Origin of the sequence: Moorella thermoacetica, from assembly GCF_001267405.1 — a bacterium.
In the GTDB taxonomy this organism is placed as follows: domain Bacteria; phylum Bacillota; class DSM-521; order Neomoorellales; family Neomoorellaceae; genus Neomoorella; species Neomoorella thermoacetica.
Window position 1 is genome coordinate 174032 of record NZ_CP012369.1, and the last position, 13726, is coordinate 187757.

The following is a 13726-nucleotide window of genomic DNA, read 5'->3' on the forward strand; positions in this document are numbered from 1 at the left end:
TGGGGTGAATTTATTCTCTTGCGGGATAGATAGTGCTATGAACTTGCAGCAGCTCTGTATGGAAGAAGACTGGTGAACGGGATGAAATATGCCTGTGGCTCCAGGTTGTTATATGGTAAAATAAAAAGAAGAGAATTATCCCTGAAGCCCTCAATCGATCTCCCTATCAAACGTTTGATTAACATTCTTGCAGCATTTATGGGGGAACAGTAGCGAATGAACATCGATCACGACCGTCTTTTTAAGGAACTAATCGAGACCTTTTTTGCTGAATTCATGCAAGCCTTTTTCCCCCGGGCATATGAAGCCATTGATTTTACCCATGTAAGATTCCTGCAGCAGGAGGTCTTTACCGACGTCACTGTCGGCGAAAAACACGAGGTTGATATTCTGGTAGAGACCCGCCTTAAAGGCGAAGAAGGCCTGATCATGGTCCACATCGAGCCGCAAAGTTATGTGCAAAAAGAATTCAACGAGAGGATGTTTATCTACTTCAGTCGTCTTTACGAGCAATACCGCTGCAAGATCCTGCCGATAGCCATTTTTACTTACGACCAGGTGCGGGACGAACCCGATACATTCACGACAGGATTTACTTTTCTGGACGTATTGCGCTTTCGTTTCTATAAACTGGAACTAAAGAAGCTGCCGTGGCGGGAATATATTCACAGCAACAATCCGGTAGCAGCCGCGCTTCTTAGTAAAATGGGTTTTAAAGACGAAGATAGGGTCCAGGTAAAGTTAGAATTTCTGCGCATGCTGACGAGGTTAAAACTGGACCCGGCGCGGATGGAGATGCTGGCCGGATTCTTCGAGAGCTACCTGAAGCTAAGCCAGGAGGAAGAAGAAAGACTCAACTGTGAACTGGGTAGAATTGATAAAAAGGAGGCTGAGCCAATCGTGCAGATTACTACCAGTTGGCATGAAAGAGGCCGGATGGAAGGCAGAATGGAAGGCAGAATGGAAGGCCGGATGGAAGCAAAAAAAGAAACGATTCTTAAATATCTCTCCCGCAGGTTTGGGGATCAGCCGGCTGACCTGGAAGAAAAGGTGCAGAAAATAAGCGACCTCCAAATCCTGGACCGCATTTTGGATGAGCTGTTTGCTGCTGATACTATAGAAGAAGCGCGGGCAGTTATTTTAGGAAAGATCGCCGGGAACCTCCAGTAGGTGCTTTTGAGCCCCCGAACAACTGCGGTGCCGGCTCCGGGGTGACTTCCTTTACTATATTACCTTGACTGCCTAACGGGCGATTTGGGGATCGGCGGTAAGAATGGGCAGGTTTTCTATCTGGGCGTGGGAGACGAGAAGCTGAATGGCCTTGCATATCACGTAAATATGGGTTACACTTATTTACGTGGAGGTGTTTAAAATGGAATATCAAAATATTACTTTATCCCTACCTAAGCAGGTACTGCAAAGGGTTAAGCATATAGCCATAGAGAGGCAAACTTCTGTGTCGGGCCTTTTGGCTAGAACCCTTGAGGAACTCGTCCGGCAAGAAGATAGCTACGCTAAGGCTCGTGAACGCCATACCACTTTGTTAAGAAATGGTACTTACCTTGGTACCCAGGGCAGAATTACCTGGCGGAGAGCAGATATCCATGAACGATAATTTAAGGCGCCAGTTCGTCGATACTAATGTACTCGTTTATGCTCATGATATCTCAGCGGGTATAAAACATGAGAAGGCCAGGGATCTTATATTAAGTTTGTGGGACTCCCGTCGGGGCTGTATTAGTTTGCAGGTGCTGCAAGAGTTTTACGTGACGATAGTTCAAAAGGTAGCAAAACCGGTTGCGCCGGAAACGGCCGCAAGGATAATTGCCGATTTAGGCCAGTGGACGCTGCATGTGCCTGATGTCGAGGATGTTCTGGAAGCTATTGAAATCCAGCAGCGGAATGAACTATCATTTTGGGATTCTCTTATTATCTGTAGCGCCAAAAAGTTGGGCTGCGATGTTATCTGGACCGAAGACCTTAATACCGGACAGCGTTACGAAGGGGTAGTGGTTTTAAACCCGTTCCATCTGGATTGAGCAATCTGCTGATTTGCAAGAAAAATTGCAGCCCAGGATGCTTAAAGTCAGCGAGGGCACTATAAGGCGTTGGGTGCAAAAGGGGGATTTGCCGGCCTTGCGTTATGGACGACAACTGCGCATACCGGCGAGCGCTTTAGAAAAATTAGGACGCCCGGCAACAGAAATATCTAACAAAAGCGATTGGCTGGCAAAATGCCGGGCCGCGCGGGTAATGATGCCCCTGAGGGGCGATAGGGCGAAGATCTTGCAGCAGCTCCGGGATAAGGTAGTGGAGAAAAATGAATGAGTTGGAGGAAGACATTCTTTACAGGTTTCAAGGCTTTTTTAAGACAAGGAATATTGATCTTGCTTATCTTTTTGGTTCTAGAGCCCGTGGGAAAGCCAGCCCTTTAAGCGACTATGATTTTGCCATCCTGGCACCCGATATGGGAACGGAGGAGTATTATCGTCTTTTGCACGAGCTTTCTATGTTCATGGGTGGTGCCAAAGTGGATGTAGTTATGCTAAAATTTGCGCCGGTAGAATTGCAGTACAGAGTGATCAAAGATGGGATCCTCCTGTACCAGAAAGACGGTTATACCAGGGTCGAGTTTGAGGGCAATATCCTGAGCCGGTATTTTGATTTTTTACCTGTCTTACGCCAACAAAGGGAGAATGTTTTAAAGGAGGGTAAGAGTGAAAAGCGAGTTCAGCGGTATCGAGAGGCGCTTGGAAAAACTCTCGGAGTGCTTAACGAAATTAGAACCGCTCAAAACCAAATCATTCGATGACTTCGAGCAGGACCCCTATTTGCGGGATATTGTCGAGAGAAATCTGGAAGTAGCGGCCCAGTGTTGCATCGATATCGCTAACAGGGTAATATCCATTGAGGACCTGGAAAAGCCCGAGGATTATTACAGCGCTTTTATTACTTTAGGCCAAGCAGGGATATTGCCGTTAAAGTTTGCGCGCAGTTTTGCCGGCATCGCTGGCTTTCGAAATATACTTGTCCATGAGTATATCCAGATTGATTGGCATGAAGTTTACCGCAACCTGCACAGGCTTGACGATTTTTATCATTTTGCCGACTGTATCAAAGCCTGGATGAAAAAATGAGATGTATGCGAAAGGATGCGCCTTAAAATAAATGAGTTCCCTATATTACTTTGAAATGTAGGGGGCAGTTTACCATTCTAGAAATTCAAGAAGACACGATCAACGTGAGGGTTTCTGGGAGTCTGTTTTATACGGCATTTTAGAGGGAGCCTGCAGTGCCTTGGATATCGAGCAATCCTTATAGCCCTGCGCTGGTATTATTTGATAATGTGCCGGGTGGCGCAGGCCATGTCAAGCGGATTGCAGAAAAAGATAATCTGATGCGAACTTTGTAGCGGACGTTGGCGATACTCTCCAGATGCGAATGTGGTGGTAGTCTGGCCAACACAAGTTGCTACGGTTGCCTGCGTAATTATATCAACCAGTATTGCCATGATAAACTGAACAGGGGCTATGTGATAGAATTTATACAGAAACTGTTAAGTATTTCTCCTTGAGGCGATGCTTTGCTTCTCTTTCCAGGCAGCCGGTTGCTGGCATTTGGTACTTCTGGAAGGGATGGCTCAGGCCGGCGGGCGTTCGATTTAAATTATACTTTATCGGCCTTATGTCCATAATACGGAGTGGGGACGGAGATGGTACGGCGATGGTCGCCCTTATGTAGTTAAGTATAATTTAATTTGTTCGGGTGAACGTGATGGAGATGCGCCTATTGCCCTGGGATGTTATATGGTAAAATAAAAAAGGAGAATTATCCCTGATGCCCTCAATCGATCTCCCGATCAAACGTTTGATTCAAATTATTGCAGCGTTTATGGGGGAACTGTAACGAATGAATATCGATCACGACCGTCTTTTTAAGGAACTAATCGAGACCTTTTTTGCTGAATTCATGCAAGCCTTTTTCCCCCGGGCATATGAAGCCATTGATTTTACCCATGTAAGATTCCTGCAGCAGGAAGTCTTTACCGACGTCACTGTCGGCGAAAAACACGAGGTTGATATTCTGGTAGAGACCCGCCTTAAAGGCGAAGAAGGCCTGATCATGGTCCACATCGAGCCGCAAAGTTATGTGCAAAAAGAATTCAACGAGAGGATGTTTATCTACTTCAGTCGCCTTTACGAACAGCACCGCTGCAAGATCCTGCCGATAGCCATTTTTACTTACGACCAGGTGCGGGACGAACCCGATACATTCACGACAGGATTTACTTTTCTGGACGTATTGCGCTTTCGTTTCTATAAACTGGAACTAAAGAAGCTGCCGTGGCGGGAATATATTCACAGCAACAATCCGGTAGCAGCCGCGCTTCTTAGTAAAATGGGTTTTAAAGACGAAGATAGGGTCCAGGTAAAGTTAGAATTTCTGCGCATGCTGACGAGGTTAAAACTGGACCCGGCGCGGATGGAGATGCTGGCCGGATTCTTCGAGAGCTACCTGAAGCTAAGCCAGGAGGAAGAAGAAAGACTCAACTGTGAACTGGGTAGAATTGATAAAAAGGAGGCTGAGACAATCATGCAGATTACTACCAGTTGGCATGAAAAAGGCAGGATGGAAGGCAGGATGGAAGGTAGAATGGAAGGCAGGATGGAAGGCAGAATGGAAGGTCGGATGGAAGCAAAAAAAGAAACGATTCTTAAATATCTCTCCCGCAGGTTTGGGGATCAGCCGGCTGACCTGGAAGAAAAGGTGCAGAAAATAAGCGACCTCCAAATCCTGGACCGCATTTTGGATGAGCTGTTTACTGCTGATACTATAGAAGAAGCGCGGGCAGTTATTGTAGGAAAGATCGCCGGGGGCCTCCAGTAGGTGCTTTTAGGCTCCGAACAACTGCGCTGCCGGCTACCATATTACCTTGACTGCCTAACGGGCGATTTGGGGATCGGCGGTAAGAATGGGCAGGTTTTCTATCTGGGCCTGGGAGACGAGAAGCCGGTCAAAAGGAGAGCTTTCATTCTTCAAACTCCTTGAGAATAGCTTCGGGCAGGGGGGCATTAAAATCCAGGGCTATAGTGATTTGGCCCTTAGCGCTGCCGGGATATCGTTCAGGTTTCTCGCTTGTTATCGGGACCGGCCGAGCCACAGGCGTGCCGGCTTTGGCAATAATGACTTCCCGTCCCTCTTTCACCTAGCGCGATCTGTGATCCAGAAGCTTGAGTTAAATTTGAGTAAATGAGTTGACATAGCGGTCATAAGGGCATAAAATTTGCCATAAGGGAACCGATGACTTTCAGGGGTGGGTACCTAATGAGCGAAATATTTTATCCACCGGCAGAATTAGCCAGAATGCTTAAAGTCAGCGAACGCACTATAAGGCGTTGGATCCAAAAGGGGGATTTGCCGGCCTTGCGCTATGGACGGCAACTGCGCATACCGGCGAGCGCTTTAGAAAAATTGGGACGCCCGGCAGCAGAAATATCTAACAAAAGCGATTGGCTGGCAAAATGCCGGGCCGCGCGGGCAATGATGCCCCTGAGGGGCGATAGTGCGAAGATCTTGCAGCAGATCCGGTTAGATAGGGCAGACCGGTGAACGAGATGGACGTGCGCCTTAAAGAAGTTTGTGTCGATGCCTGCCTGGTAGTCAAACTGGTTATAAACGAACCGGACAGCGCGCTGGCAGACGCCCTTTTTGCATGGTGGCAGGAGCAGGGGGTGCAGTTAATAGCCCCCGTCTTTTGTCCTGTAGAAATAGATAGTGTCATTAGACGCAGGACAGTAATTACCACCCCCGAAGAAAGATTGACGCCGGAACAGGCGGAAATTGCTTTTGAAGCCGTGCAGGCCATCCCCTTAAAAACTATCAGTGTCCCCGGTCAACGGCGCCGGGGATGGGAGCTGGCAAAAGAGTTGAAATTACCTGTCGTCTATGATAGTCACTACCTGGCGTTAGCCGAATTGCGCAACTGTGATTTTTGGACTTCTGACGCAAGACTGTATAATAACGTTAAGGGCAGGTTGCCTTATGTCCATCTCCTCAGTGAATTTGCTTCGGAGTTGATGAGGTGAGAGATGCCTCATAGGGATGACAATCAAAGTGAAGGAAGGTAGGAGTTTGGAACGGTTTAAGTTCTATTCCTTGACTAATGAGGAGAAGCATAGCCTGCTTCAAAGAATTGCTGCCTGCTTAAAAGGGAAAGAGGAGATAGTCTTTGCCTATCTCCACGGTTCTTTTCTCGGTGAAGGACCTTTCAGGGATATTGATCTAGCCGTTTATATCAATGATGAGGGGATAGATACAGATTACTTCTTTTATGAGATGCAGTTGGAAGATTCCCTCCGGCAGCTCATTCCTTTCCCGATCGATGTCAGGGTTATTAATAGAGCTCCTTTATCCTTTAAATATAGCGTTTTAAAAAACGGTTACCTGCTAATAGAGAATGTCCCCAATATCAGGGTTGATTTTGAGGAACACACGCTGGACAGGTATTTTGATTTTGCCCCGTTTCGGAAACGCTATTTTAAGGAGACGTTTGGCCTTGAAATTTGATGCGTTAAAAGCCGGCAAACTTCTTGCCGCGTTCAGGCAGGCTCAAAAACGGCTGCAAGACCTGGCCCGCCTGCCTAAAGAGGAGTTTTTGACTGATCCTGATAAAATAGGCAGTGCTAAATATCATTTCATCGTGGCCATTGAAGCAGCCATTGATTTAAGCAATCATATTATCGCCCGGAACAATCTGAGAATACCAGAGGATTACGCTGATACCTTTCGCATTTTGGGTGAGGCCGGCATTTTTCCTCCTGAATTTGTTACTACTCTTATTAAGATGACGAGATTCAGAAACAGGCTGGTTCATATTTACTGGGACGTAGATAGTGATACCCTCTATAATATTTTAGTGAATGGGCTTAAAGACCTGGATGCTTATTTAAAGGCAATGGGCAAATTTTTCACTGGTAACAAGGAAGAGCCATACTGCTAGATACACGGCCCTGTCCATTTTTATGCCACCGCGATGTTGATTATTTTTTTAGAAAGGAAGCACGTGGGTATAGCTGATGCTGTTTTTAGGTCACGCTGGTTTGACCCTGGCGGCAGCCAGGGTGATGGAAAAGATGATGGTTCCCGGCGGCAGGCAAAGGCCGGGCAGCAGGCCGGGGCCGCCGGAACTGATAGATTACCGCCTGGTCCTTATCGGTTCTATGCTGCCGGACATTATCGACAAGCCCCTGGGCGGGGTAATTTTCAAGGAAACCCTGGGTAACGGCCGTATTTACGCCCATACCCTGGTTTTTTTATTATTTGCCTGGGCCGCCGGCCTGCTGTGGTGGCGGCGTTACCGGCGGCCGGGGGGCCTGGTCCTGGCCGGGGGTAGCCTGATGCACCACCTGCTGGACGGGATGTGGCGCTACCCGACTACTTTCTTCTGGCCTCTGTACGGCTGGGGTTTTCCCCGGGGCCACCCGGAAGAGTGGTTCTGGCAGTGGCTGGCGGGGCTCCTGCACGACCCTTTGGTGTATGTGCCGGAAGCAGCGGGCGGTATTGTTCTCCTGTTCTTTTTTGGACAACTTGTTTACCGGGGAGGGGTGATGGAGTTTTTGAAGCGGGGAAGGTTCTAACGGGCAGGCTGTAATTCCGGCGGCCGGGCCCTACGGGGCCGGGTCCCGGGGACCCATATCGGCAAAATTTCTGGGATTTGCAGCCTGCAAAATATCATTACTGGCTGGGAGGCGGTCATCAGTTTTTGACTGATTGAATGTAAAACTTTTCTTATTTGGACCTGGTTTTTAGGAGGATTATTGCCAAAAATGGCGAATATAGCAAGTGAACTGGAGCGCGTTAACAAAATTTGCCTCTGCCAAGGCTCGCTTCGCCGGCCTTAAGGGGCGATAGGAGGGTTATATGTGCGCATCAAGGGTTTATGGTCGTATCTGGCGGTTGTTGTTTGCCTGAGCCTGGTGCTGGCCGGCATCCCGGCGATGCCCACCGCTGCCGCGGCGTCGAGCGACCCGGTAGCCGATCTGGTGAACAGGCTCCAGCCGGTGTATAACTGCCTGGACGCCGGGGATAAGCAAGTTATCCAGGCGGCGAAGGATGAGATTGCGGGGCTTAGTGATGATGAGATAGCAAAGATATTAAAGGACAAAAGGTTGATAACGGAACAAGTTAAAAATAATCTTAGAGTTGATGAAGATAACGCCGCCTCTACCCTGGCGGGTATGATAAAATACGCGGCGGGGATCTATTACTCTCCAGATGCGAGCACGTTGGAAAATGAATTGCAAGGTTTCCGCAGCCAGTATAGCTCTACCTTCAGTCAATTGCTTGGAAGCGGTGTAACCGTTGACGACGCCTGGCAGTTCGCCCTGGCTACTGAAGCAAATTTACCTGCAGCCTTGCAGAGCAATCTTGGCAATATATTGGAGCAATTTATAACAGGTTCGAGCTATGATGCAGTCTTGAATAGTTTCAGCGATATTGTTTCTGACGCCGCGTCGGGGGTCACTTCTGATTTTAAGGACGCCCTGACGGGTTTGGGTTGGAATATCGGGCTGTTGATGCAGGTTAAAGACGCATTGCGCTCTAAAGTGCCTGACGGCAAAGCCGCGGAGCAGGCCCTGCTGAAGGGCTACATACGCTCCCAGACGCAGCCGTTAGGCAGCACCACTTTGACTGTCGGCAACACCCAGGAATACGGCTTAAAGGTTTTAAACCAGTTTGAAGTAAGTTCTTCCATAGCCAGCGTCTTGGGGTGGCAGTCATCCGATCCGAGTATCGCCAGTTTTAACGGGAACAAGCTTACAGCCAATAAACCCGGGACTATCAGGGTCCGCGCTTATCATCCCTCTGCCGGAACGAATCCGGATTTTAACAACTCCCTCTGGCTGGCTGAATTTCAAGTGACAGTAAACGCTGCTTCCGGCGGTGGCGGAGGCGGCGGTGGTGGCGGAGGAGGCGGAGGCGGTGCCTCCCAGCCCGGGCAGTCTACCTCCACTACTACTGACTTCGGCCAGGTAACGGTCGATAAATCCACTGGCAGTGTGACGACCACCATCGATGCGGCCAAAGCAGCCGATCTGATCGCCCAGGCTTCCGGCCCGGTGGTCTTTAAAGCCGACATCCCGACCGATGTGACCGTGAAAACGGCTACAATGGAATTGCCGGCCGCCGTCTTTACTAAGGCCGCGGAAGCCGGTAAGGCCCTTTCCCTCGAAGTGGCGGGTGTAAAGGCGCTTCTCCCGGCAGGGGTGATACCGCCGGAGATCCTGGCCGATCCGGCAGCAACGATTAATTTTGCCTTCCAGGTTTTGGATACTACAGAAGCCCAGGCGGTTACCGGCAATCTCCCGGCCAGTATGCGCCAGGCGGCAGACGTTATCGAAATCGACCTGTATACTGTTAAGGGCGATAACCAGCAGATGGTGACCCCGGCCAAGCCGGTAACCCTCACTTTGACCTATCGCCCGGAGGGTGTGGATGCCGATAAGCTGGGTGTCTATCGTTACAATGTGGCTGCCGGCACGTGGGAATACAAGGGCGGCCGGGTCGATAAGGCCACCAATTCGATCAGCGCTGTCCTCAACTCCTTCTCAAAGTACACGGTACTGGCTTATGATAAGACCTTCAGCGACATCCAGGGACACTGGGCCCAGCGGGATATCGAGATCATGGCTGCCCGCCATGTTGCGGCAGGCATCTCGGCCAGCGAATTCAAACCCGAGGGCCAGGTAACGCGGGCGGAATTTACGGCCTTCCTGCTCCGCACCCTGGGTATCAGTGAGGATAGGTCCGCTGCCAATCGCTTTGCGGATATCCAGCCCGGAGACTGGTACTACGGCGCCGTAGTAACTGCCTCCAGGACCGGCCTGGTGGCGGGCTATGAAGACGGCAGCTTCCGTCCCGACAAGGCTATAAGCCGCCAGGAAATGGCCGCTATGCTTGCGCGAGCCCTGGCTTACGCCGGGCAGAAGGTGGACGTCGCGGGACGGGTGGACGATATCTTGAGTAAGTTCAGTGACAACGGCAGCCTCGCGAGCTGGGCCAGGGAGAGCGCGGCTGTGGCGGTAGAATCCGGGCTTATTGTCGGCCGGACGGCTACCACCTTCGTGCCCCTGGGCAACGCCACCCGGGCGGAAACGGTGGTCATGCTCAAGCGGCTGCAGGATCGGATCTAACCTACCTGTTGTCAAATAAGGGAAGGGGGCTGCCCTGCCGCTGGCGGGCATGCCCCTGCTTTTTAACCGGAGGGGAGAAGGTTGTTGCGGAGGGTTTCTACGAGGGTTTTAATCTGCTGGACGTTGTTGTTCTTGATGCTGTTGTCCCTGGTGGGCGGGGCGGTCGCCCTGGCCGCGGGGCTGGACCTCCCCGGCCTTTACGACCAGTTGAAGAATGATCCCACCTACCAGCCCTATCGCCAGGAACTGCTGAATGAATACCTTAAGTTAAATAGCAACGAGCAGGCCATGGATAACGACCTGCGGTCTTTCCTGGCCGATGTGCAGGCCCGGCTTTCCCAGGCTGATACGAGCAGCCTCAAGGATGAAGCCGGCGTGAACGCCCTGGTCATGAAAACGGCGGCGGAAGTGCTGTTTACGGATAAGAAATACACTACCCTGGCAAATGCCTTGGCGGCAACTTCGGACATTCAATCCATCCTGAAGGGCAATTTCCCGCCGTCCCTGGAGCCTGTCCGGAAAGAGGTTGTGAACGCTTTGCTGGGGAGCGGCGGTCAGGCCGCGGCCGGCGGGGGCGGGACCGCGGCGCCGTCGGCCGGTACGGAAGAAGAGATCCAGCGCGACACTGCCGCCGGGGTTGTTACCTGGCGGGTGAACCCGGAGGCGGCCGCCGGGATAAAGGATAACAAGCTGGTCCTTTCCCTGGCCGGGGAGACCGCTCCCACCCGGACCTTCTCCCTGCCGCCGGCTCTCCTCCAGGACCTGGGGCAAAAAAAGGCGGACCTGGAGCTGGACTACGGCCCGGTGGTCCTGACCCTGCCGGCAGCCTCCCTGGCGGATTTGAGCAGCTCCGGGGGAGCAGACCTGACGTTTAGGCAGGAGAGCCTGGACCCGGCGCGGGTAAAAGACGTCAACGGGCCGGGCTACAATGGGGCCGGCATGGTTTATACCCTCACCGCCGGGGATAAGGGAGGGCTCCCGGCCGGCGTCCCCGCTAGGATAAAATATGAAGAGCGGCAGGGGTTGGACCGGGACCTCCTAGGCGTTTACCAGGTGAAAAGCGATGGTTCTCTGGTTTACCTCGGCGGTCATGGGGTGGACGGGAGTCCCTACCTGGAATTTTCGTTACCGGGTGATGGCAGTTATGCCGTTTTGGAGTACCGGGCTGATTTTGCCGACCTGGCGGGCCACTGGGCGGCCAGGGATGTCCAGGTCATGGCGGCCAGGCATATCGCCGCCGGCGTGGGCGAGGGGCGGTTTGAGCCCGACCGAGACATTACCCGGGCCGAATTTACGAGCCTCCTGCAGCGGGTCCTGGGCCTGCCGGTAAAAGGAACGGTAACCGGCTTTAGCGATGTGCCGGCCGATGCCTGGTACGCTCCCTCCGTGGCCGCCGCCGTCCGGGCGGGGCTGGTGCACGGGTATGAGGATAGTACCTTTAAACCCGATAATCCGGTGACCAGGGCCGAGATGGCGGCCATGCTGGGCAACGCCCTGGCCTTGCAGGGCCTGGCCGTGAAGGTGGAGCCTGGTCAGGTAGAAGCCGTCCTGCAACCCTATCGGGACCAGGCGGCCGTACCTTCCTGGGCCCGGCCGGCCATGGCCGCGGCTGTGACGGCCGGTATTGTCGGCGGCCGCGAAGGCGGCCTGGCGCCCCTTGAGCGCGCCACCAGGGCCGAGGCCATAGTGATGCTTGAGCGGCTGATGGATAAAGCCGGCTGGAGATAGGCCCGTGGGTTGCCCCCTGCCCCTGCCGTGAAAGCGGCAGGGGCGTTTTTTCGCCCTGGAGAAAGCAAGTACCCTGGCGCCCCGTCGCTGTCCGGATTACCGGGACGCGGCGGGGCCCAGGGTACCCAGGAGGCAGAAGGGTTTTTCCGCCCGGCGCCCCGTGGTCTCCAGGGCGGCCCGGTCGCCGGCGGCGAGGATGCAGGTGGCAGGGCCGGCCGACTTTAGCAGGGCCGGCCCTGTGAGGCCCGGCCTCCAGTTGATTTGCAGCCCGTATAATGCGGCCAGGTCCCTGGCCTCGGCCAGGATGCCCCTGGAGCCGGCGGGGACGATTTCCCGGATGCCCGGCTGGTCAAGGAGCAGGCGCACGGTTTTCAGGTCTACGATTTCCGGGTCGTCGAGGAAGACCTCGGTTCCGACCTTGGGCCGTCCGAAGAGGGCCAGGGTATCGCCGGCAGCCAGGCGTCCCATTAACAGCTCTGCGGTTGTTGCCAGGCCGATGACGGTGATCCCTATCCCGGACTGGGTAGTAGGTATATTTTTTTCGCTGCTGCCGGTAAGGGTTTTCTCCGGGTCGATGCCCAGGACGCGCATCTCGTCGGCCACACCCTCCCGGATGGCCGCACCTGCAGGCTCCGGCTCGACACAGAGGGTGTTGACGACGCATACCGGCCAGGCACCTAACGCCAGGACTTCCATCAGGGCCACCCTGGCGGTAAAACGGCCCAGGACGTACCCGGGCACCCGCACCACGTCGGCTTCCTTGGGGCCGATGGCCCCGGCGGAGTCGCAGGCGATCACCAGGGATCTTTGCGCATCCAGGTCCAGGATGGTCAAGTCCCGGTAGCGGCGGGGGGAAAGGGTGGCCGGGGTCATTTGCCTTCACCTTTCCCCCGGCCGGCGGCATAGCTGGCGGGAAATACCCGGCGCAGGCTGGTGAAGGCCGTCGCGGCCAGGACGATGTTCAGGGCGGAAGCGATCAGCAGGGGCACCACCATGGCCAGGAAGAATGCTTTGCCGAACCCCGGCAGGGGGATGAACAGCGCCGGGAGTAAGAGACCGTTGAGGGCTATTCCCGCTGCTATCCCCAGCCAGGGGGAAAAGCGGTAGAAAATGGCAAAGAGGGCGACGACAGCGGCCATGCCGGCGGCAATAACCAGGTGGAGGGGCGGGGTGAGGGGGAACCCGGCGGTAAAGGCGGTGAGCAGGTGCCCCAGGGCTGCTATCAGGGCCCCGTCGGCGGGACCCAGGATGAGGGCGCCGAGAAAGCCGGGAAAAGAATCGAAGGCCGGGGTGCCGGTGATGCTGGGTATTTTTAGATTGGCGCCCACAGTTGACAGGGCGATGAGCATGGCCAGGGTGGCCAGGCGTCTGGCCGTCCAGCGGCTTGCCTTAACGGCCGGGGAGGAAAGTTCCGGTTTTGCCATGTTTGCTTCTCCTTTCTAAAGAAGATTTTGTCAGGGGCGAAATGGGGCCGGGCCACCCGCAACAAAAAAGTCCCCAGCCGTCTACCGGCTGGGGACTTTACCATCATCCCCGGTTGCTTCTCCCCTTTCCTGGCGAAGGTGAGAGGTCATATGGACAGGCAGGTCTCCTGGCTCGCGCTTCCTTGTTTAGCGATGCCTTCCCGGGAACTATCCCAGTGGCGTTATATCGCCAACTCCACGCTCACAGTGGCGGGACCGCGCCGGATCGCCGCCTGAAAAGGCGGTTACCGGACTTCCCTATTCTCCCCCTCCCGGGGGCACCTGTCCATTTTTTTCATATATGGTTGTCAATTATTAATATAATCCACCACCGGGCTTTTG

17 protein-coding genes and 1 riboswitch are annotated in these 13726 nt (G+C 53.5%); of the genes, 14 read left to right on the forward strand and 3 right to left on the reverse strand.

All coding sequences use genetic code 11. From position 1 onward, the window contains the following. Positions 1 to 216 precede the first annotated feature (216 nt). From MOTHE_RS00940 to MOTHE_RS00965, 7 genes are all read left to right on the forward strand, one after another. The gene (locus MOTHE_RS00940) at positions 217 to 1170 is read left to right on the forward strand and encodes an Rpn family recombination-promoting nuclease/putative transposase (protein ID WP_011391719.1); all 954 of its coding nucleotides are present in this window, start codon (positions 217 to 219) and stop codon (positions 1168 to 1170) included. 202 nt (positions 1171 to 1372) lie between these two features. Then, positions 1373 to 1615 carry a CopG family transcriptional regulator gene (locus MOTHE_RS14160; RefSeq protein ID WP_011391720.1) on the forward strand — a complete coding sequence of 81 codons (243 nt, stop codon included), beginning with the start codon at positions 1373 to 1375 and terminating at the stop codon, positions 1613 to 1615. After that, positions 1605 to 2039 carry a PIN domain-containing protein gene (locus MOTHE_RS00950; RefSeq protein ID WP_011391721.1) on the forward strand — a complete coding sequence of 145 codons (435 nt, stop codon included), beginning with the start codon at positions 1605 to 1607 and terminating at the stop codon, positions 2037 to 2039. Before MOTHE_RS14160 ends, MOTHE_RS00950 begins: the two co-directional genes overlap by 11 nt. Positions 2040 to 2076: 37 nt before the next feature. Next, complete coding sequence (locus MOTHE_RS00955) at positions 2077 to 2328, forward strand: helix-turn-helix domain-containing protein (protein ID WP_235551393.1); 252 nt, start codon at positions 2077 to 2079, stop codon at positions 2326 to 2328. After that, positions 2321 to 2812, forward strand: a complete 492-nt coding sequence (gene mntA, locus MOTHE_RS12615) for a type VII toxin-antitoxin system MntA family adenylyltransferase antitoxin (protein ID WP_011391723.1) — start codon at positions 2321 to 2323, stop codon at positions 2810 to 2812. The genes MOTHE_RS00955 and mntA overlap by 8 nt, the downstream gene beginning before the upstream one ends. Next, complete coding sequence (hepT, locus tag MOTHE_RS00960; protein WP_162490011.1) at positions 2718 to 3137, forward strand: type VII toxin-antitoxin system HepT family RNase toxin; 420 nt, start codon at positions 2718 to 2720, stop codon at positions 3135 to 3137. Before mntA ends, hepT (MOTHE_RS00960) begins: the two co-directional genes overlap by 95 nt. A 772-nt stretch (positions 3138 to 3909) precedes the next feature. Beyond that, positions 3910 to 4887, forward strand: coding sequence for an Rpn family recombination-promoting nuclease/putative transposase (locus MOTHE_RS00965; protein ID WP_011391725.1), 978 nt, complete (start codon positions 3910 to 3912; stop codon positions 4885 to 4887). A gap of 142 nt (positions 4888 to 5029) precedes the next feature. Here the strand turns inward: MOTHE_RS00965 and MOTHE_RS13055 are convergent, their stop codons facing one another. Then, positions 5030 to 5206 carry a type II toxin-antitoxin system Phd/YefM family antitoxin gene (locus tag MOTHE_RS13055; protein ID WP_011391726.1) on the reverse strand — a complete coding sequence of 59 codons (177 nt, stop codon included), beginning with the start codon at positions 5204 to 5206 and terminating at the stop codon, positions 5030 to 5032. Between the two features lie 119 nt (positions 5207 to 5325). Here MOTHE_RS13055 and MOTHE_RS00970 point away from each other — a divergent pair, with 119 nt between their 5' ends. From MOTHE_RS00970 to MOTHE_RS01000, 7 genes are all read left to right on the forward strand, one after another. Then, the gene (locus tag MOTHE_RS00970) at positions 5326 to 5610 is read left to right on the forward strand and encodes a helix-turn-helix domain-containing protein (protein ID WP_025773714.1); all 285 of its coding nucleotides are present in this window, start codon (positions 5326 to 5328) and stop codon (positions 5608 to 5610) included. Beyond that, a complete protein-coding gene (locus MOTHE_RS00975; RefSeq protein WP_011391728.1) occupies positions 5607 to 6086 on the forward strand; it encodes a type II toxin-antitoxin system VapC family toxin in 480 nt (159 codons plus the stop codon). Before MOTHE_RS00970 ends, MOTHE_RS00975 begins: the two co-directional genes overlap by 4 nt. Before the next feature lie 28 nt (positions 6087 to 6114). Further along, complete coding sequence (locus MOTHE_RS00980; protein ID WP_080997215.1) at positions 6115 to 6567, forward strand: nucleotidyltransferase domain-containing protein; 453 nt, start codon at positions 6115 to 6117, stop codon at positions 6565 to 6567. Further along, positions 6557 to 7000: a type VII toxin-antitoxin system HepT family RNase toxin gene (gene hepT, locus MOTHE_RS00985; protein ID WP_053094555.1), complete on the forward strand. Its 444-nt coding sequence runs from the start codon at positions 6557 to 6559 to the stop codon at positions 6998 to 7000. Before MOTHE_RS00980 ends, hepT (MOTHE_RS00985) begins: the two co-directional genes overlap by 11 nt. A gap of 76 nt (positions 7001 to 7076) precedes the next feature. Further along, complete coding sequence (locus MOTHE_RS00990; RefSeq protein WP_053094556.1) at positions 7077 to 7637, forward strand: metal-dependent hydrolase; 561 nt, start codon at positions 7077 to 7079, stop codon at positions 7635 to 7637. Positions 7638 to 7922: 285 nt separating this feature from the next. After that, complete coding sequence (locus MOTHE_RS00995) at positions 7923 to 10193, forward strand: S-layer homology domain-containing protein (RefSeq protein WP_011391732.1); 2271 nt, start codon at positions 7923 to 7925, stop codon at positions 10191 to 10193. Between the two features lie 135 nt (positions 10194 to 10328). After that, a complete protein-coding gene (locus MOTHE_RS01000) occupies positions 10329 to 11921 on the forward strand; it encodes an S-layer homology domain-containing protein (RefSeq protein WP_236683297.1) in 1593 nt (530 codons plus the stop codon). A 96-nt stretch (positions 11922 to 12017) separates the two neighbouring features. Here MOTHE_RS01000 and MOTHE_RS01005 read toward each other — a convergent pair whose 3' ends face one another. Both MOTHE_RS01005 and MOTHE_RS01010 read right to left on the reverse strand, forming a co-directional pair. Then, positions 12018 to 12794, reverse strand: a complete 777-nt coding sequence (locus MOTHE_RS01005) for an AIR synthase related protein (RefSeq protein ID WP_011391734.1) — start codon at positions 12792 to 12794, stop codon at positions 12018 to 12020. Then, positions 12791 to 13345, reverse strand: a complete 555-nt coding sequence (locus MOTHE_RS01010) for an ECF transporter S component (protein WP_011391735.1) — start codon at positions 13343 to 13345, stop codon at positions 12791 to 12793. The genes MOTHE_RS01005 and MOTHE_RS01010 overlap by 4 nt, the downstream gene beginning before the upstream one ends. Positions 13346 to 13485: 140 nt before the next feature. Then, positions 13486 to 13685: riboswitch (cobalamin riboswitch) on the reverse strand. Between the last annotated feature and the right edge of the window lie 41 nt (positions 13686 to 13726).